This is a genomic window from Paenibacillus sp. 32O-W, from assembly GCF_007679495.1.
Lineage (GTDB): Bacteria > Bacillota > Bacilli > Paenibacillales > NBRC-103111 > Paenibacillus_L > Paenibacillus_L residui.
The window spans coordinates 35,125-53,539 of sequence record NZ_VEGP01000017.1 but is presented as its reverse complement, the minus strand read 5'-3'; the positions used below and the strand labels follow the sequence as shown (position 1 = coordinate 53,539).

Here is an 18,415-nt window from a genome sequence, read left to right as displayed (position 1 = left end):
TTAGATGCACGTTCTAGCCTTTAATCGATCCCAACAGCGCCCCCTTGGCAAAATGCTTCTGCAGAAACGGATAAACGAGAAGCACCGGCAGGGTGGCGACGACGATTACGGCCATCTTGACCGTTTGCTCCGGAGGGGCGATGAAGCCGTCATCGAAGCCGGATGTATCCGCGGATATTCCGCTGGCGAGAATGACGATTTGCCGCAGAATGATTTGTACAGGCCATTTCGCGGCATCATTCAGGTAGAGAATCGCCGTCATGTAGGTGTTCCAATAAGTGACCGCGTAGAACAGCGAAATGGTCGCGATAGCCGGCATGGACAAGGGAATCACGATGCGGAACAGAATCCCCCAGTCGCTGCAGCCGTCTATCCTCGCGGATTCCTCCAGACCATCCGGCAGGTTCTGGAAGAAATTCCGCATGATGATCAGGTTAAACGCGTTGATGGCACTCGGTATGATCAGGGCCAAATAGGAATCGATCAGCCCCATTCCTTTGACAATCAGGAAAGTGGGAATCATCCCGCCGTTAAACAGCATCGTGAAGACGACCAGGAACATGATCAGATTGCGCCCGTCCAGATTCCGTCTGGCCAGTCCGTAGGCCATCAGGGATGTCAGGAACATGCTGAACAGCGTCCCGAACAAGGTGACGCCGACAGATACTCCCAAAGCCTTGACTAGCACGTTCGTCGAGAAGATGTAGCGGTAAGCATCAAGCGAGAATACGGTCGGAAACAGCACGAAGCGTTTCTGCGCCAGCTCCTGCACCGTAGTGAATGAACCGGCGATGACATGCAAGAAAGGGATGACCGTAATCATCGCAATGATAAACAGAAGCGTGTAGTTGACGGCATCGAACAGCCGGCTGGCCCACGATTTGTCTTGAAGCATGATGTCCAATCCTCCATATGCTTTAGAATCAAGGAAATGCGGCTTCGTCTCGACTTAAACGACAGCCCCATCCTTTCGAATCTTCAGAAAATTCCTTCCTCACCTACTTTTTTGGCCAGCCAATTCGCCAGGACGACCAAGATCAATCCGACGAACGATTTGAAGAAGCCTACCGCCGTGCTGAAGCTGTACTGCCCCTGCTTTAAACCGGCCGTATATACGAACGTATCGAAAATTTCCGCAACCTCCCGGTTCATCGAATTCAGGAGCAGATAGACATGCTCGAATCCGAGCTCCAGCACATCCCCGATCTTGAGAATCAGCAGGACGACGATGACGCTGCGGATCGAAGGCAGGGTAATATGCCAAATTTGCCGAAAACGGTTGGCTCCGTCCATTCGGGCCGCCTCATATAATTGGGGATCGATAGCAGCCATGGCTGCCAAATAGATGATGGTCCCCCAGCCGGCCTCACGCCATATGACCTGCAAAATATAAAGAGGCCTGAACCAGCCGCTGCTCATAAGAAAATTGATTTTCTCATAGCCGAGCATGGCGAAGATTTCGTTAATAATTCCCCGGTCCACCGACAGCATAACGAAGGTAATAGCTACAATGATGACCCACGACATGAAATGGGGAATATAAATCAATGTCTGGACGAACCGCTTATAGGCATTGAGCCGGACTTCATTGAGCATCAGTGCCAGCAGAATCGGTACCGGAAAATAAATCAGCAGGTTCAATAAAAACAAGACCAGCGTATTTTTCAAAATGGTAAAAAACATCGGCTCGGCAAACAGCCGTTCAAAATGCTTGAAACCGACCCACGGACTGCCGGTCATCCCAAGGTAGGGCTTGTAGTCCTGGAAAGCAATGACCAATCCGCCCATGGGAATATATTTAAAAATAACGAAATAGATTAAACCCGGCAAAATCATCAGGTAGATCGCACGGTTTTTGACTATTCTCCTCATGAGGCCCGACTTGGCCGCCGGCTTCGATGTCTTGACGTTCTGCACCGCTGCTTCGCTCATGACCGATTCTTCCTTTCCCGTAACCAGAAGATGGACAGGCTGTCGAATTCTCCAACAGCCTGTTTAGAACTCATTCAATTAAAATTCCATTCATATGTTTGTTTTTGGCCTATCGGGCCGATCCTCCCCTCTTGGAGAAATCACCCGTTGCTTTTGGCCATCTGATAAGATGCATTAAACTCTTCTATAATCTGATTGCCGCCTTCCTTGAGCCATCGGTCCACCTCGCCCTGGAAACCGGCCTCATCCAATTTGCCCAGGATGAAGTTATAAGTGGCATCCTTGATGATTTCCTGCAGACGGACCCCCCTCTCGGTATAGGTCGGTGAATCGAGAGGAGCGGCCGGATCGTGAATCAGGAAGTTTTCGTTATCGACGGTCAGCTCTTCCGCTTTCGCCTTGACCGGCAGCTTGAAGTAGCCCTCCAGCATGTCAATCGTGCTCGGGCCGCCGATCATGATTGCCTGATACGGCTTCACTTCGCGGTCGGTCAGCTTGGTGTCGTCCACGACGGACGCCTTCCCTTCCACTACGTTATAGTGCGTGCCCTCCACCCCGTAATAAATCAGGTTGGTCAGCTCCGGGGCCATCAGCTTGTCATAAAAGTCCAGGATATTCCTTAAATCCTCCTCTGTCTTCACGGAAGATTTCGGGAACAGGACAGCCGATCCGTAGCCGGGGATGGCCCAGACGCCTAACTTCCCGTCCGGTCCTTCCACCCGGTTATGCACCTCCAGCTCAATGTCGGGATTGATGTCTACCATTTTCTGATGCAGACTGACGACATCTCCCATAGCTCCGATGTACATTCCGGCCACACCGGTAATAAACAGATTCTGCTGATCCGTCTTGCTCGTAACAGGGAAATCCTGATTAATCAGCCCTTCCTGATGAAGCTTCTTGAAAAATTTCATCGTCTCCATATACCCGGGATGCATAAACTCCGGAATGAGCTTCCCGTCCTCTTCGCCCCAGTTATTCGGCGTTCCGAAGTAAGAGCTGACCGTCTTGAAGGCACCGTAGATCAAATCACTGCGGTCTGTCAGTCCGATCGTATCCTTCTTCCCGCTTCCGTTAGGATCGCCTTCGGTGAAGCTCTTCAGCATTTGGTACAGCTCGTCGGTGTTCTTAGGCTCGCTCAGACCCAGCTTATCCGCCCAATCCTTCCGATAGATGATCCCTTGCCGCGATAGAGGCCTCTCCTGGTAGAGCGCATAGATTTTGCCATCTACCGAAGTATTGTGCAGGACGGCCGGATTCAATTTGCTCAGATTCGGATAATCCTTGAGCAGCGGACCGATCTCCCAGAATTGTCCGTCCCGAATCGCGTCCTTGAACAGAATCAAAGTGCTCTGATTCTTCATATATACGGCTTGGGGCAGCGTACCGGTGGCGAAGGAAGCGTTCAGCTTCTCTTCATAGCTGCCGTCCGGCACCCACTGAATGTCCAGTTCTGTATTGGTCTTCTCTTCTACCATTTTTTCAATCAGGTCGGACGGGACCTCAGGGGTATGCAGATTCGCCATCATACTGATCTTAACGGGGCCTTTCGGGGCACTACCCTGCTGCTGCGCAGGTTCCTTATCCCCCGCTTGCTGCCCTCCTCCGGCACCGCAGCCCGCCAACAAAGATACGGCTGCAGCCGCAGCGATTAAACCGTTTCCATATTTCCAGACTGCTGCTTTCTTTCCCAATTCATGTGACCTCCTTGTACATAAATTTTTACGATGGAGCCTTGCTTTCCTAACCATAACGAAAACCGGCAATTACGTACATAATCCCCGAATAAGATCCTATCTGTTAATCGTTGAGTGGAGGGGCCATAAGGGGGAGTATGGGAAGAGGCCGGATAGAAGGGGCAATCGGGGCTTCATACGATAAGATTGGCTTTTACACCGGAGCGAATGGACAGGTTCCGGGGAAATGATCTGCTGATTATTCAGGAACCGAGTCCGGATTATCGAAATCTAATCCAATGATTATTTTCTCAAAAATGATTATTGCCCAATGTTTGCGTTTTCACCTAGAATGAGGATACTACTTGAACGGCAGGAGAAGATTTCATTGAGCAAATACAGCTTATATACAAAAATGGTTATTTTCGGCTGCGCGTTATGTATTATTCCCGTTCTGTTCCTCGGCTTCTTCTCATACATCAAATCTGCCGACTCCATTCAACAGCAGGTTAACGAGAGCAACATTCAGCTTATGAAGCAAATGAACGGCAATATGGAGCAAATTCTTAAAACATTGGATCAATCGCTGAATCACGTCATCAACTCGACTCTAGTTCAGGAGGCGCTTTACCGCCCTATTACGTTCTACGACTTTCAACTATACAATAGCCTGAGGAAGGAGCTCAGCCATCTGCAGTCCTTCGATACGAAGGTCACCGATATCCTTCTGGTTAACACAGCCGATCAGTGGGTGATTAACAACCAGGGACTGTACAAGCTGCAGGAGTATCCGGAACAGAAGACGCTGCTTGACTTCATGTCCCTGCCATATAATTCGAATTGGGTCCTGCTCGATAACAAGGGACTGGGGTCTTCCGACACCGAATCCTATAACTGCCGGCAAATTATTACACTTATTAAGAAGCTGCCCAATCTCAGTTCGGATAAGCGGGGACTGGCTATAGCCAACATTCCGAGCTGCAGCTTGTCCCCTATTCTATCAGACAATTCCGGTTCCCGGGAAATGATGATCCTGGACAGTGACTACCGCATTCTGATCCATCCGGATCATTCCATGATCGGGCAATCGGTTCTCGCCACCCAACAGATTGAGCCCGAGGATCTGGACTTTTTTGATAACAAGGTGGGGCAATTCAAGACCGCTGCAGGCAGCGGAGAATTTACGGTAACCTACGTACAGTCGGATTTCAACGGCTGGATCTATGTTTCTTTCACCGAAATCCAGCAGATTACGAAGGAGGCCAAGGCGATCGGCTGGTTTACGTTCTACGTCTGTCTGGCTATTATCGCTGCATCCGTCTGCTTCGTCTGGCTCGGCAGCCGCAAAATGTATACACCGATTCGCGGTATCATAAAAGCGATATCGGAACGGCTGCCTGAAATGGCCGTCAAGAAGAAGGACGAGCTGCAAATGATCAATGATCATATCGAGGATTTATTTCAGTCCAATTCCAATTTGAAGCATGAGCTGTCGCAAAGCTTGCTGCAGATGCGCTCCCTTTTCCTCAATAAATTATATCAAGGGCATCTGAGCCGGGCGGAGCTGGAGGATAAAATGAACCTGTACGGCTACTCCGCCTGCGCCAAGGAATGGGATTATATGATCGTTCTCACTCTGCAGATCGATCTGTGGGAGCAGACCCGTTATGAAGCGAAGGATCTGGATCTGCTGTTGTTCGCAGCCAATAACATAGTGGAGGAAATCGTTCCGCCCGAGAACAGACTGGCGCCGGTTATCGTAGATCAGACGCAAGTAACACTCATTGGCAGCGAGATAAACGATCTGGATCTGTTTAACAACTATATTTACGATATGACGGAATCGATTCAGCAGAAAATCAATACTTTCCTGGATCTGGAGGTAAGCATTGGAACGAGCCTTCCGTTCAAGCTGCTGTCCAAGGCGCCCAGGGCATATAGAGAAGGCTTGGAAGCTCTGAAGCATCGAATGAAGCTGGGCAAAGGGGTCATTATCCCGTATTCCAACATTAACCAGGGGAAACATACGCTGATCTACTCGTATCCCCGGCAGATTGAGAACGAGCTGATCGATTCGATTAAACTGGCGGATGAGGAGAAAGCCTCGGAGCTGTTGAGGGAATGGTTGAACGAGGTGTTCCATCGGGACCGTTCGCCGCATGAATACCAGATTTCGCTGCTCCGGTTGTTGAACGATCTGCTGATCGTCGTGCAGGAGGCTGGAATCCGGCTGCCGCAATTCGTTCCCGAGGGCCGATCTTTGCACCATGAGCTGCTCCAGCTCTATGTCAGCGCGGAAATTGAGGCCTGGTTTCTGTCGAGCGTCATTCGCCCCCTGATCCAGGTGTTCGGGGACCGCAGGGATTCTCAATATCACAATCTGTCCGAGCAGATTATCGATATGATTCATAAGGATTATGACAAGGATCTCACCCTGGAGGAATGCGCGTCCCGCCTGCACTATAACGCCTTCTATTTAAGCAGCGTGTTCAAGAAGGAAACGAACATGTCCTTCAGCGATTATTTATCGATGCACCGGTTCCATATGGCCAAGGAATGGTTGACCGGAACCGACATGCCGATTAAAGACATCGCCCAGAAGCTCAGATATAACAATCCGCAAAATTTTATCCGGTTCTTCCGCAAGCAGACGGGCATGACTCCCGGACAGTACCGGAGCCAGTATGGACAGGCGGCCAAAGGGTAATAACGGCCGCCTCTCTGCTGCCGAAGCTTCTGGAGCCCGTCATCGTCAGGCGGCTCACTGCTACGGGAGCGGAATGCGGCGGGCCGCTCCTGGAGTTGTCCCACTAGCCAGCGATGTGGAACGGGCCGTGGATGGACCGCTCCTGTCAGAGGGCGCCGCCTGAAGCTCTAGCGGCGTCCCCTCTTGCCTGCGGTACGCGGACGGCCACCTGCGCCGCCCCTTGCCTCGGTGCGTGAAGAGCCCGGCTTCCGGCTGCGGCTTAAGCCGGTATCGGCCTTGGCCCGCTTCCCGGGATGCCCGTCAGACCGGGCTGCTTTCGCTCCGCCCGCGCCCGGGTTAGCCTCCGTTCGTTGACGCCCGCTTCGCAAGCGTCCCTTGCTTACCGGCCGCGCCCGGTCCTCTTGGCCACCGGCCTGCGGTTTCCTATCGCTCCGGCCAGCATTCCGACCCTCCTGCCTTTCCGCAGCGTCCAGTGATGTCCTGCGGATCGGCATCCGTACTCCCCGTTCTATAGCCAACAAAGCCGCCCGATCCTTGGGAGTCACCAGCGTTACGGCCACTCCCTGCCCGCCGGCCCTGCCGGTCCGTCCTATCCGGTGAATGTAGCTTTCCGTATCGGGAGGTATGTCATAGTTGAATACGTGTGTGACTCCTTCAACATCGAGTCCCCTTGCAGCGACATCCGTAGCGATTAACAGTTGGAGCTTGGCCTCGCGGAACCGTTCCATGACTTGCTCCCGTTTGGCCTGGGACAGATCCCCGTGAAGCTCGTCCGTCGCATACCCGTATTGCTGCAGCTCCGCATTCAGCTTGCTGACCCTTCGCTTGGTCCGGCAGAATACGATGGCCAGGTAAGGCCGGTATTGATCGATCAGCTGACGAAGCGCAGCCAGCTTGCCCCGATCCGTCGTTTCGACCACGGACTGCCGAATTTCTTTCACCGTAATCTGCCGATCCTCTACCTGCACCGATACAGGCTCGCGCATATAGCGGCTGGCCAGCCTCCGTACGGATTCCGGCATCGTCGCGGAGAAGAGCATCGTCTGCCGGTGGGCGGGAAGCTGCCGGATAATATCCTCCACCTCGTTCAGAAACCCGATATGCAGCATCTGGTCCGCTTCGTCCAGAACGAACATGGACACAGAGGACAACTGAACGGTTCCTCTCCGCAGATGATCGAGAAGTCTGCCCGGAGTGGCAACGATGATCGAAATATTACCCTGCAGCTTCCTAAGCTGGCGCTCCACATCCTGCCCGCCGTATACGCAGAGGACGGATGAACGATCCTGATGGACCAGCAGCTTGTTGACCTCGCTCGTTATCTGCAGAGCCAGCTCCCGTGTCGGTGTCATGATTAACGCTTGAACGCCTTCCGCTTCCGGATTTAACCGCTGAAGAATGGGGAGCAGGAAGGCAAGCGTTTTGCCCGTACCCGTCTGGGCCCTTGCGATCACATCTCTCCCGGACAGCAGGACGGGGATGGCCCGCTCCTGAATCGGGGTCGGCTGACCGATTCCATTAGCCCGTAATATTGCGCACCATTCGGCGCCTATTCCCAATTGCTCAAATTTGGACAAAAAACAGCCCTCTTTTCTGTAGTTACGAATTTGTTTGCCGAACGGTGTTGTTCCATTATTTTACATTCCGGCGGAACCCTCCAGTACAATAATTACAATAGATAATATTAGCATGGCACAAGCATTCAATGCCATAATGGGCCTATGTTTGGCCCTGACCAGGTGAGCGTGAATAGCCCCCAGCATAAGAATGATCAGGAGATCAGCGGAAGCTTTCAGGAGGACCGGAACCTAGAAAGCCGCCAGGAGTCCAATGACACCGGCTAACTCCAACAAAGCAACGACATTCATGAACCACATGGGATAACGATATTCCTTCCAATGCTGAACCATGGATCGTGTGCGCAGCAGCTTCATCGTAACCGATATCCCGAACATAACGATTAGAATCACTTGAACTATAATAATAACCATATTTCTTCCCGTCCCCTCCATTTGATAGAATCTATAGAATAACCTCAATATATTTGGCTATCGATTAATGATAGAAAAGACGAACTATAGAGTGACTGTTCTAGCGATAAGGCCCCATGGTTTTGCACAGGATCATTGAAAATGTAACGGACATGAGAGACCCTATTTCGTCTAAATAAGCTGTTTTTTTAAATTAACGGAAACAAATGCGCTTATTTCATAGAATCTTACTAATTTCACGTGTATTTCTTCGGAATAAGGTCATCTGAGTCCGTTAAACGGTAGCGAAAGGCCTTTTTGGAGCAGTTAAGGTCTCTAGGTTCCGTTACAATCAAACCGGCCGTTCCAAATCCATTGGCCCCGACTGGTGCATGCTCTGGAATCGGAGGAATAAACGGGAATGACTTACAGCGGCCAGCTTCTCCATCAAGGATAAACGGATATCGCCGTCCTTTGGGCAGGCGCGGTTACCGATGAAATATAAGAACAGGCATAGGTGAAACTTAAAATAAGGCGCTGCCGTAATCCGAACCGGATGGAATCGGAAACCGGTTAGCGCCTTATGTACTAGGGAAGAACATGCAGCAGGATCGCGAAGAAGTGGAAGATGGAGCCTGCGAGTACGAATAGATGCCAAATCGCATGGTGGTAAGGGAAGCTCCGCCAAACGTAGAAAACCGTCCCCGCGGTATAGAATACACCTCCGACAACGAGCAGAGTCAATCCCGTTCCGCTTAAATTGGCAACGAGAGGCTGCCAGGCGAACACAATCAGCCATCCCATGGCGATATAGAGAATCGTGGAGGTAAACAAAAATTGCTTCGTAAAGAAGGACTTGAACAGCACTCCCAAAGCTGCGATGCCCCATATCACTCCGAACAAGACCCAACCCAGCGTTCCCTGCACGACATGAAGCAGTATCGGGGTATAGGTGCCGGCGATAAACAAGTAAATGGCCGAATGGTCGAAGATTTCGAACAGATCTTTAACCTTCCCCTCCGGGAAGCTGTGGACGAGCGTTGAGCTCAGGTAAAGCAGCAGCATGGTCACTCCGTAAACAACGAAGCTTACGACATGCAGCGCGGTTCCTTGTAAACTGGCGAATACAATCAGCAGAACGAGAGCAGCCACGCTGAGCACAGCCCCGAAGCCGTGAATAGCGGCGTTAGCGATCTCCTCCCGCCTCGTGTATACATGGGTATTTGCCATAATACCACCTGCCTTTGCTTGCGACTTTCTTTCTATTATAGCGCAATTAATGCACCATTTCTTCCTGACTCGCCTCCATGGGCAAAAATCCGATGTTCCTATTCTTCCCAGCACGATTTTTATCTATTACTTAAGAACGATAAAAGGTCAGATATTTTTGTCCCGCACCGTATGACATCCTGTGCCTCACATGGATAGGCTCGCATAGACTATACCAAATCTCAGGGGAAGGATTGTTGCTGGTCAATGGTGACGTTAGTTGATGCCACGACGGAAGACGAAGCATTTCTCTACGAAGTGTACCGCAGTACACGTCTTGAAGAAGTAACTGCCTGGGGCTGGGGGGACGAGGAACGGGACGGGTTCTTGCGCATGCAGTTTGATCTGCAGCAGCGGTCCTATAGGCTTCAGTATCCTTGGGCCCAATACAGCATTCTCTACAAGCAAGGCGTAAGGATAGGGAGAATCATCTTGAACGAATCACCTCAAGAGATACGACTGATCGATATTTCCCTTCTGCCGGAGTACCGAAATGCCGGGATCGGTACCGCTTTCTTGAAAGAGCTGCAGAAGAGAGCCGAAACGCACGGGAAGCCTGTTCGGCTACAAGTCATCCGTTCCAATCCCGCCGTCTCTTTGTACGAACGCTTAGGTTTTTATCCGGTAGGGAGTAAGGAACTTTACGCCGTTATGGAATGGTATGGAAATCAACAAGAATAGGAGGAACTTAGATGGCTGATCCATTTTTAGGCGAAATTCGATTGTTTGCTTTTAACTATGCACCCGTAGGATGGGCATTCTGTGACGGTCAGTTGCTGCCGATCAACCAAAACCAGCCCTTGTTTTCCCTGCTGGGATTCATGTATGGCGGTAATGGGACCACCCATTTTGCACTGCCCGATTTGAGACGCAGAGTGGCCATCCATCGAAGAACAACGGATGAAATTGGCCAGGCCGGAGGAGAAGAGCTGCATACTCTTACTATTGCTGAAATGCCAAGCCATACCCACCAAGCGGTTGGAAGCTCGGAGGCCGCTAATACCGTTCTTCCTGCCAACAGCACATGGGCATTGGCCGATAGCCTCACTTATAACCAATCCGGGAACTCGCCGATGAGTCCGAGCGCGATAGCTGCGGTTGGCGGCAATCAGCCGCACAATAATATGCAGCCTTTTCTTGTGCTTAATTACTGTATTTCCTTGCAGGGAATATTCCCGCCCCGGCCCTGATCATAAATCGGTGTAAATAGGCTGCTTCATAGTCACGTGACCACTTCTTGTCTGCTTTCGGCGCATACACTGAGTCAAATAGCGGGAGGAGGTTATGGTCATATGTTGTGCTGCAAAAAGAACCTGGTTTGCCGAAGGAAAGCCGCACCTCGAGGAAGATGTCCCGTTAAAGCAAGGACAAAGAAATTAAGATGCCAGCCTCTTAAGCTGAAAATGATCAGGCTTAGAAAACTCCGGGGGCTGCGGGGTTTACGAGGGCGCCGAGGTCTTCGGGGGCCTCAAGGCTTTCCAGGGCCACAGGGACCAATAGGTGCGCCCGGGCCGCAAGGAGCTGACGGTGCGCTGGCCATTTACGGGGACGGCTCTGCCGGAGAGCTTCTTGTCGCCAGCGGACAAGTGCTGGACCTGAGCACCCCCGGCGGGCTTGCTGCGCTGCCCGCAGGATTGAACCTGCAATTTTCCAGAATTGAAATTGCCGGGACTCTCATTCTTCCTAGCGGCATCACGCTGCTGTCGACGGGAGATATTATGGTTACCGGTACGGTTCAAGTCCTTACGGGGGCCGCGGACTCAGGCAACGGAACCCCGAACTTCGGCATATCGGTTGCGGACGCAGGACCGTATAACGGCGGAATCGGGCTTGCTTCCCTGCAGGCTGCTCAGGTAATTCCCGAGGCCGCTGCCGGCGGTGCAGGAAGCCGGGTGCTTCAGGGGAGCGGCGGAGAAGGCGGAGGCGGCTTGATTCTGCTGGCCAAAGGCCAAGTTCTTATTGCCGGCGGAGCCGTTATTACAGCCAACGGCAGCGACGGAACGAATCCGCAAATTCCCGGAAGAGGCATTGTTGGAAGCGGCGGAGGAGCAGGCGGTGTAATTGTAATCTTGGCCAAAGGGGGTATCACCGTTGAAGGAACGCTAAGCGTGAGCGGTGGAAATGGAGCCGATGGCTGGAATGGCAACGGCGGAGATGGTGAAGGCGGCGGTGGAGGCGGAGGCGGAGGGATTGTCCACCTTATTTCCTCAAGTCCGCCCATTGTGACAGGAACGATCCAACTGAATGGCGGCATGGGAGGGACTAACTCGCCCGGGGTTACCGGCATAATCACCGTTGGCGGCGGCGGGGGCGCCAGTGGCGGCAACGGCGGCAACGGCGGCAACGGCGGAGGAACTCCCATTGCGGGACAGCCCGAGGTTGCATCACAACCGGGGCAGAATGGGCAGCTTTTGCAAACGGTCGCCCCCACTCCTGAGAACCTGTTTTTTGTCCTTTAGATCCTTGAGGAGAACGATAGTTAAGACCGGTCCGGCCAAGGAAGAGCGGCTCCAATGCCTGCTTCTTCCTCCGCGCAGACGCTGGAGCTCCGTACACAACGCCGCAACGCGCGCGGTTTTCCGCGCGCGTTGCTAACCGTTCAATATAGATCATGTCTTTTTCTATTGGAATATCAGGCCAAGCTTCGCTTCATTTTATAGCCTGCCCTTACCTTGCCTCTTACCCGCTCTGCTGGGTCGGCTTAATCCGGCTTGCTTCCACAGATGGGCTTGGCTCATTCGCTCTGGGCCAAACGGACAACGGCTTCCAGCGCAATACCGATTTCCCGTTCTACCGCTTGCGCCACGGCATCGGTATGGGGATCGTACACTTCCGACAAATCTTCGTCAGCGAAGCCGTCCACCGCCAGGATGGCGCCGGCCCGCGCTCCACGCAGAGAGGAAACCACATATAATGCCGCGATCTCCATCTCCACGGCGAGGATGCCCGCTTGCTTGTACTTCCGATGCGGCAGCTCCTCCACCCCGGTGAAGAAAGCGTCATAGCAAACCGTAATGCCCGTGCGCACTACGCCGCTCCCCGGGACCTCCGCCGCGGCCGCCTCCAGCGCCGCAATGATCCCAGGGTCCGCCACCGCCGGGAACCCGGAAGGCACAAGCTGCTTGGTCAATCCCTCTTCTCTCGCAGCAGCAGAGCTGATGACCAGACTTCCCGCAGGAATATCCGCATGATATGAGCCGCATGTTCCGACGCGGATCAAGGTCTTAACCCCTGCGCGGATAAGCTCTTCGAAGCAGACTGCGGCTCCGGGTGAACCGACTCCGTGGCTGACGACGGCCAGCCGGATGCCATTATATTCCCCGACGAAGGTGCGATATTCTCGGGCGAAAGCCAATTCCTTGGCATTCTGAAGCTTATCCGCTATCGCCTTGGCCCGGCGCGGATCACCGCATACGATGGCATAAGGAGGCATGTCCTCCGAATGAATTTGCAAAATAGGCAGATACATAGATCGTTCCTCCTCAAATAGATATAGCCGTTCGGCGGTTGCCGTCCTTCCTCCGCTATCGGGAGCTTCCGCTTGACTTCCCGGCATCGCCGAGCCCCTTCTTCCCCTTGAAGAAGAAGAGAGCCGCGAAAGTAACTACGTAAGGGATCATGGATGTAAACTGCGTCGGCAGCGAAAATCCTTGCAGGCGAATGCTTAAAGCATCCATCAATCCGAAGAAGAGACTGGCCAGCATGACCCCTAGCGGATGGGACTGGCCCAGCATCATCGCCACGAGTGCGATAAATCCGCGTCCTGCGGTCATTCCTTCGGCGAACATCGTCAATTGGCCGAGCGACAGCTGCGCTCCGGCGAGACCGCACAGCACTCCGCACATAATGACTGCGGAATACTGATAACGCGGTACGCTCATCCCCATGCTCCGGGCAGCGACCGGGTTCTCTCCCACCGCAAGCAGTCTGAAGCCGGACACCGTCTTCCGGAAGAACAGATGCAGCAGGATAACGAAGAGGAACGTCAAGAACACGAGCGGAGAATGGCCTCCAACAATGTTCCCGACTACAGGTATGTCGCTGATGATGGGAATGTCCCATTTGGGAAGCCCGATCATCTCGTTATCGCGATAAGCGCCTTTTACATGAAATATAGTTCGCAAGCAGAAGGTCGTTAGACCAAGAGCGAGAAAATTGAGCGAGATTCCGACCACAATTTCGTTGGCCTTCAAATGGATGCTGGTATAGGCAAACAACAAGGAATACATGACGACGCATACAACGGCAAATAATACGGCCAACCAGACGTTCCCCAGATAATGGTTGCCGACGATGGCCGAGAATGCCCCCACCAGCACAAAGCCTTCCAGACCGACATTGAACAGGCCGGCCCTTGCGCACAGCATGCCTCCCAGAGCGGCGAGCAAAATCGGGGTCACCATGCGGATCATCGAATTCAATAGAGAAAGGTCAAACAGCTGATCCATTGGCTTTCCGCTCCTTTCTCCGTTTGAATAAGGCAAGTCCGAATTTGGCCGACACGAACAGCACGATCGCCGCTTGGATGACGCTGGCAATTTCCAGAGGCACCTCTGTGTTTCTCTCCACACCCATGGCCCCCGTCTGCAGGGCTGCCAGCAGCAAGGAAGCCAGTGCCGCACCGATAGGGTTGGAGCCGGCGATCAGAGCAGCCATCAGTCCGGTCCAGGCATAGTTGGGCGTAATTAGGGCACCGTCCAGGTATCGGTACTGCATGCCCAGCACTTCCACGGAGCCCGCGAGCCCAGCCAGGCCGCCGCTGATAAACAGCCCGGCCAGCATCATCGGACCTCTGCGGACACCGCCGTAAGAGGCGAATAACGGATTACGCCCGATCATGTTGACCTCATATCCGAAGACAGAATATTTGACGAGCAGATGAATCAGGATGGCGGCCGCTACAGCCAGGAAGATTCCGGCGTGGAGACTCGACCCGGGAAACAGCTTGGGCAGCCAGGCCGAAGGCTCGATCATCGGTGTCTGCGGCAGCGCCGCCGAGCCGGTCGTATCCTTGAAAGGACTGCTGACCAGGTAAGAAGCGAAATAAGTGGCCATGTAATTCATCAGGAGTGTAGAGATGATCAGGTTGATTTTGAACCGGTCATCCAGCCACCCGGCGATGGCTCCCCAGACGCCTCCCGCCAGGATTCCCGCAACCAGAGCGGCAATAAGCCGCAGCCAGCCCGGGCCGGGCAAATAAAGAGCAGTGAGCGCTGCGGTGATTCCCCCCAGCACCATCTGGCCCTCGGCCCCCAGATTGAAAAATCCGGCACGAAACGCCAGAGAAAGCCCGACGCCGATCAGCAGAATCGGAATAGCACGGGCTAGCGTATTGGTCAAGTAATAGAAGCTGCCGAAGGCGCCCTTCCACATCTCTGCATAGGTGTTTATGACGGATTCCCCCACCAGCAGAATAGCTACCGCTCCCACGGCCAAGCCGGCAGCCAGCGCCATCAATGGATGAAGGAGAGATGATGCGTTCTTTAGCCAATTGCTCATGACGTTCTTTCTCCCCCCGCCATCAACAAACCGATCCGCTCCTCGCCGGCCTCTTCGCCGCTTACTTCGCCAACGATACGGCCCTCGAACATAACGAGAATCCGGTCTGCCAATGTCATAATTTCGGATAATTCCGAGGAAACAAGCAGGATGGCTCCTCTGTCTTCCCGTTTGCGAAGCAGTTGATCATGGATGAATTCCATGGCCCCGATATCTACACCCCGCGTAGGCTCCGCCGCTATAAGAAAAGGGGTGTTCTGCGCCAGCTCCCGCGCCACGATCAGTTTCTGCAAATTACCGCCGGACAGATTCTGTGCCTTCTCGTCCAACGAGGAAGTTTTGATGGAAAACCGCTCCACCCAATCGCGAACCATCGCGGAAATCTTCTGTCTATGCAGCCAGCCGGACTTGTGCAGCCGGTCCTGATGGCCCATCATCGCATTTTCAACAACAGAAGCCTCCCTGGCCGCCCCCCACATATACCGGTCCTCGGGGATATGCGCCAACCCGGCTTGCCGTACCTCGCCGGGCGATGCTTGACGGACATCCGCTTCGAGCAGCCGGATCTGACCCGAATCCGCGCGGCGCAGTCCGCTTAGCGCTTGAAGCAGCTCGGATTGTCCGTTGCCGGATACCCCGGCAATTCCGACGATTTCCCCGGCTCTTACCTGAAAGCTGACCTTATCGAGAAGTGGCTTGCCGTCCCCGAGCACGGTCAAATCCTTGACGTCGAGAACAACCTCACCCGGCCGCGACTTGCCCTTGACCCTCTCAGCCAGCTCGCGGCCGACCATCAGCCGGGACACTTCTTCAATGTTCGTATCTGCGGCCTTCAGAACCCCCGTTACCTGTCCGTTGCGAAGCACCGTTATTCGATCGGCGACTTCCATCACCTCATGAAGCTTGTGGGTGATCAGAATGATGCTCTTGCCTTGAGCCGCCAGCCGCTGAATGGCCTTCAGCAGTTCTTTCACCTCTAGCGGTGTAAGAACGGCAGTCGGTTCATCCAATATAATAATTTCCGCACCCTGGTACAGTACTTTTAAAATCTCGATGCGCTGCTGCATGCCAACCGAGCAATCTGCGGTGCGCTGCTCGGGATTCACGGGCATGCCATACTTCTCCCCTAACTGCTTAACCTGGGAGACGGCCTGCTTGCGGTTGAACCAGGGGCCTCTGCCCGGCTCTCCTCCGGCAACGATATTTTCCGCTACGGTAAAAGAAGGAAACAGCATAAAATGCTGATGCACCATCCCTATCCCGCCGCGAATCGCTTCCAAGGGATTGTGAAACACCACCTCTTGGCCGCGAAGCCGGATGGTCCCGGAGGCAGGCTTCTCCATCCCGTACAGAATGCGCATCAGTGTCGTCTTACCCGCCCCGTTCTCACCGACGACAGCATGCACCTCCCCCGGCTGCAGGGAGAAATCAATGTCTCTATTAGCTGTAAAGTTACCGTATTTCTTAGTAATTCGCTCCATTTGCAATAGCATCAGATGTGTTGCCTCCATTCGCCAGAGAATGAGGAGACCGACTGCGGGTACGCAGCCGGTCGGGCAATCGGAAAGACGATTAGTTCAACGGATTATCGATTTTCAGCTTGCCGGAAATAATCTCTTCATTAATTGCTTTCACTTTATCAATATTTTCCTGACCGATGAACGGGCTGAGCTCGGTCTTGGTCTCGTGAGTAACGAATGGGAGGCCCACTCCATTTTCCTTCAATCCGTAGTCTACCGTCGTTCCCAGCTTGAAGTCTCCGCTCACGAAATCTTTAATCGTCTCGTATGTCGCCGTATCGGTTCCTTTGATTTGCGACATGATGATATGCTCCGGATCCTTGCCGGTATGGTCCATATCCTGGCCGGAAGTATAGAAGCCCTTCTCCTTCGCCGCCTCGAATACCCCGAGATCGCCAACGGCGGCAGCTCCTACAATGAAGTCCGCTCCTTGAGAAAATTGCAGCAAAGCCAATTCTTTGGCCCTGGCAGGATCGTTGAAGTTTCCAACGTAGTTCACCAGGAATTTGGCATCCGGATTAGTAGATTTCAAGCCCTGCTCGAACGGTACGGTCCACTTCTTGATCATGGGGATGTCATCCGCCGCTACCATTCCTACCGTATTCTTCTCTGTAATTAAACCTACCAGAGCCCCCAGCAAGTAGGAAGATTCATATTCACGGAACACTACGCTGCGAACGTTCGGCAAATCTACGACAGTATCGACAACCGCAAACGCCTGATTCGGGTTCTCGGCAGCCAGCTTCTTCAAAGCATCCTCCGCCTGGAAAGTAGCGGTTATAATCAGATCGTATTTATCCGCGATGGCTGCACGCATGTTTTGCTCGAATGCATTCAGATCTGCAGATTCTATCGTTTTAACCTTCACATTGAACTCTTGTCCGGCTTTCTGCAGCCCCTCTTCCATCAATTGAAAAAACGGATTGACTCCTATTTTTTCCGGAAGGACCATGGCAACCTTCTTGTCTGCCGGCTTGTCCCCATCGCTGTTCGCTGAACCGCCCGACGGGTTATTATTGTCTTTCCCTCCTCCCGCACAGCCAGCCAGGAACAGAATCAATGTAATCAGTACTAAAAATGTTTTCTTCATCTAAGTTTCTCCCCCTCTATTTAATCCTCTATCATCGTATACAAAACACGAATAATAGTCAATTAATATATAAAAATGTTCGTTATTTCCCAAGAAACCGACCTCAGGCGAGACAATTTTAACCCATTAAATCTTAATTTCTTCGTACAAAACCATATGTATCCTGCTTGGCGTTGGATCGCCCTACTTGTGACACAAGGATAAACGGCTATTGCCGTCCTTGGGACAGGCGCGTTTACCGATGAAATATAAGAACAAGTATAAGGCGAAACTTATACTTTTTTATATTTTAAAGAAACTGCATAATTCCTATCTATTTACTTAGTATTAATCATGCTTGTATCATATCTTCTTTATTCCTTGTTGTCAATCTGTTTGTGAGCTCCTTTTGGGAGCTTCTCATACCCCCAGGATGCCTAACGCTAGAAAGCGGAAAAAGCAACAAGATCTAAATTCTCAGCGATATTGTCGGGCGTAAGCATTGTTTAGACCAAACCTCGCATCTTAAGCAAAAAAAGCCCTCCTGCTTCCCAAGGGAGGGGGAAAGCAGAAGGGAAACAATGCTGTATCCCATTACCTGAGATCACGAAGGAAATCATGGCTGGGATTATTGCAACTCGCTGCCTCTTCTTCTTATGAGCAGCAAGCCTGCAAACAGAATTTGAGCTCCGAATAATCCTAAGTTATACAAGTTAGTAGATGTATTCGGCAACCACCACAGCTAGATTTATACATACGTTTAAATCCAGCCA

Annotated in this window: 17 protein-coding genes; 5 read left to right on the top strand and 12 right to left on the bottom strand. The window is 52.5% G+C overall.

The window, feature by feature from the left end; all coding sequences use genetic code 11:
* Positions 1 to 13: 13 nt before the first annotated feature.
* The 3 genes from FS806_RS09210 to FS806_RS09200 all read right to left on the bottom strand — a co-directional run bounded on the left by FS806_RS09210 (position 14) and on the right by FS806_RS09200 (position 3,626).
* Positions 14 to 895 (bottom strand): carbohydrate ABC transporter permease, encoded by an 882-nt coding sequence (locus FS806_RS09210; protein WP_144934874.1) that lies wholly within the window; start codon positions 893 to 895, stop codon positions 14 to 16.
* A gap of 83 nt (positions 896 to 978) precedes the next feature.
* Entirely contained in the window at positions 979 to 1,932 is a 954-nt protein-coding gene (locus tag FS806_RS09205; RefSeq protein WP_144934872.1) for an ABC transporter permease, read from the bottom strand.
* A gap of 140 nt (positions 1,933 to 2,072) precedes the next feature.
* Positions 2,073 to 3,626, bottom strand: coding sequence for an extracellular solute-binding protein (locus FS806_RS09200; protein WP_225312791.1), 1,554 nt, complete (start codon positions 3,624 to 3,626; stop codon positions 2,073 to 2,075).
* Between the two features lie 370 nt (positions 3,627 to 3,996).
* On the opposite strand from FS806_RS09200, the gene FS806_RS09195 reads away from it, so the two are divergent.
* On the top strand, positions 3,997 to 6,315 hold the full coding sequence (locus tag FS806_RS09195; protein WP_144934866.1) for an AraC family transcriptional regulator: 2,319 nt from the start codon (positions 3,997 to 3,999) through the stop codon (positions 6,313 to 6,315).
* Positions 6,293 to 6,478 (top strand): hypothetical protein, encoded by a 186-nt coding sequence (locus FS806_RS26110; protein ID WP_222126624.1) that lies wholly within the window; start codon positions 6,293 to 6,295, stop codon positions 6,476 to 6,478. The genes FS806_RS09195 and FS806_RS26110 overlap by 23 nt, the downstream gene beginning before the upstream one ends.
* Before the next feature lie 4 nt (positions 6,479 to 6,482).
* On the opposite strand, the gene FS806_RS09190 is transcribed toward FS806_RS26110, so the two are convergent.
* The 3 genes from FS806_RS09190 to trhA all read right to left on the bottom strand — a co-directional run bounded on the left by FS806_RS09190 (position 6,483) and on the right by trhA (position 9,515).
* Positions 6,483 to 7,892: a DEAD/DEAH box helicase gene (locus FS806_RS09190; protein WP_144934864.1), complete on the bottom strand. Its 1,410-nt coding sequence runs from the start codon at positions 7,890 to 7,892 to the stop codon at positions 6,483 to 6,485.
* A gap of 231 nt (positions 7,893 to 8,123) precedes the next feature.
* Positions 8,124 to 8,306, bottom strand: a complete 183-nt coding sequence (locus FS806_RS26985) for a DoxX family protein (RefSeq protein WP_313960573.1) — start codon at positions 8,304 to 8,306, stop codon at positions 8,124 to 8,126.
* Between the two features lie 567 nt (positions 8,307 to 8,873).
* On the bottom strand, positions 8,874 to 9,515 hold the full coding sequence (gene trhA, locus FS806_RS09180) for a PAQR family membrane homeostasis protein TrhA (RefSeq protein ID WP_144934861.1): 642 nt from the start codon (positions 9,513 to 9,515) through the stop codon (positions 8,874 to 8,876).
* Positions 9,516 to 9,761: 246 nt separating this feature from the next.
* Between trhA and FS806_RS09175 the strand changes: the two genes are divergently transcribed.
* From FS806_RS09175 to FS806_RS09165, 3 genes are all read left to right on the top strand, one after another.
* On the top strand, positions 9,762 to 10,235 hold the full coding sequence (locus FS806_RS09175) for a GNAT family N-acetyltransferase (protein ID WP_144934859.1): 474 nt from the start codon (positions 9,762 to 9,764) through the stop codon (positions 10,233 to 10,235).
* An 11-nt stretch (positions 10,236 to 10,246) separates the two neighbouring features.
* Positions 10,247 to 10,744, top strand: coding sequence for a phage tail protein (locus tag FS806_RS09170; RefSeq protein WP_144934856.1), 498 nt, complete (start codon positions 10,247 to 10,249; stop codon positions 10,742 to 10,744).
* A gap of 213 nt (positions 10,745 to 10,957) precedes the next feature.
* The gene (locus FS806_RS09165; protein ID WP_144934853.1) at positions 10,958 to 12,013 is read left to right on the top strand and encodes a hypothetical protein; all 1,056 of its coding nucleotides are present in this window, start codon (positions 10,958 to 10,960) and stop codon (positions 12,011 to 12,013) included.
* Positions 12,014 to 12,288: 275 nt separating this feature from the next.
* Here FS806_RS09165 and FS806_RS09160 read toward each other — a convergent pair whose 3' ends face one another.
* The 6 genes from FS806_RS09160 to FS806_RS27080 all read right to left on the bottom strand — a co-directional run bounded on the left by FS806_RS09160 (position 12,289) and on the right by FS806_RS27080 (position 18,375).
* Positions 12,289 to 13,023 carry a nucleoside phosphorylase gene (locus FS806_RS09160; RefSeq protein WP_144934965.1) on the bottom strand — a complete coding sequence of 245 codons (735 nt, stop codon included), beginning with the start codon at positions 13,021 to 13,023 and terminating at the stop codon, positions 12,289 to 12,291.
* Positions 13,024 to 13,078: 55 nt separating this feature from the next.
* Positions 13,079 to 14,002, bottom strand: a complete 924-nt coding sequence (locus FS806_RS09155) for an ABC transporter permease (protein WP_144934850.1) — start codon at positions 14,000 to 14,002, stop codon at positions 13,079 to 13,081.
* The gene (locus FS806_RS09150) at positions 13,986 to 15,053 is read right to left on the bottom strand and encodes an ABC transporter permease (protein WP_144934847.1); all 1,068 of its coding nucleotides are present in this window, start codon (positions 15,051 to 15,053) and stop codon (positions 13,986 to 13,988) included. The genes FS806_RS09155 and FS806_RS09150 overlap by 17 nt, the downstream gene beginning before the upstream one ends.
* A complete protein-coding gene (locus FS806_RS09145) occupies positions 15,050 to 16,546 on the bottom strand; it encodes an ABC transporter ATP-binding protein (RefSeq protein ID WP_144934844.1) in 1,497 nt (498 codons plus the stop codon). Before FS806_RS09145 ends, FS806_RS09150 begins: the two co-directional genes overlap by 4 nt.
* A gap of 79 nt (positions 16,547 to 16,625) precedes the next feature.
* Entirely contained in the window at positions 16,626 to 17,663 is a 1,038-nt protein-coding gene (locus tag FS806_RS09140; RefSeq protein WP_144934841.1) for a BMP family lipoprotein, read from the bottom strand.
* A gap of 607 nt (positions 17,664 to 18,270) precedes the next feature.
* Positions 18,271 to 18,375: an LPXTG cell wall anchor domain-containing protein gene (locus FS806_RS27080; RefSeq protein WP_186328291.1), complete on the bottom strand. Its 105-nt coding sequence runs from the start codon at positions 18,373 to 18,375 to the stop codon at positions 18,271 to 18,273.
* Between the last annotated feature and the right edge of the window lie 40 nt (positions 18,376 to 18,415).

Coding starts and splice junctions, on each gene's coding strand:
- FS806_RS09210 (WP_144934874.1), bottom strand. CDS start 895: ATGCTTCAAGACAAATCGTGGGCCAGCCGGCTGTTCGATGCCGTCAAC.
- FS806_RS09165 (WP_144934853.1), top strand. CDS start 10,958: ATGATCAGGCTTAGAAAACTCCGGGGGCTGCGGGGTTTACGAGGGCGC.
- FS806_RS09155 (WP_144934850.1), bottom strand. CDS start 14,002: ATGGATCAGCTGTTTGACCTTTCTCTATTGAATTCGATGATCCGCATG.
- FS806_RS09175 (WP_144934859.1), top strand. CDS start 9,762: ATGGTGACGTTAGTTGATGCCACGACGGAAGACGAAGCATTTCTCTAC.
- FS806_RS09150 (WP_144934847.1), bottom strand. CDS start 15,053: ATGAGCAATTGGCTAAAGAACGCATCATCTCTCCTTCATCCATTGATG.
- FS806_RS09145 (WP_144934844.1), bottom strand. CDS start 16,546: ATGCTATTGCAAATGGAGCGAATTACTAAGAAATACGGTAACTTTACA.
- FS806_RS26110 (WP_222126624.1), top strand. CDS start 6,293: ATGGACAGGCGGCCAAAGGGTAATAACGGCCGCCTCTCTGCTGCCGAA.
- FS806_RS09170 (WP_144934856.1), top strand. CDS start 10,247: ATGGCTGATCCATTTTTAGGCGAAATTCGATTGTTTGCTTTTAACTAT.
- FS806_RS26985 (WP_313960573.1), bottom strand. CDS start 8,306: ATGGTTATTATTATAGTTCAAGTGATTCTAATCGTTATGTTCGGGATA.
- FS806_RS09205 (WP_144934872.1), bottom strand. CDS start 1,932: ATGAGCGAAGCAGCGGTGCAGAACGTCAAGACATCGAAGCCGGCGGCC.
- FS806_RS09140 (WP_144934841.1), bottom strand. CDS start 17,663: ATGAAGAAAACATTTTTAGTACTGATTACATTGATTCTGTTCCTGGCT.
- FS806_RS09160 (WP_144934965.1), bottom strand. CDS start 13,023: ATGTATCTGCCTATTTTGCAAATTCATTCGGAGGACATGCCTCCTTAT.
- trhA (WP_144934861.1), bottom strand. CDS start 9,515: ATGGCAAATACCCATGTATACACGAGGCGGGAGGAGATCGCTAACGCC.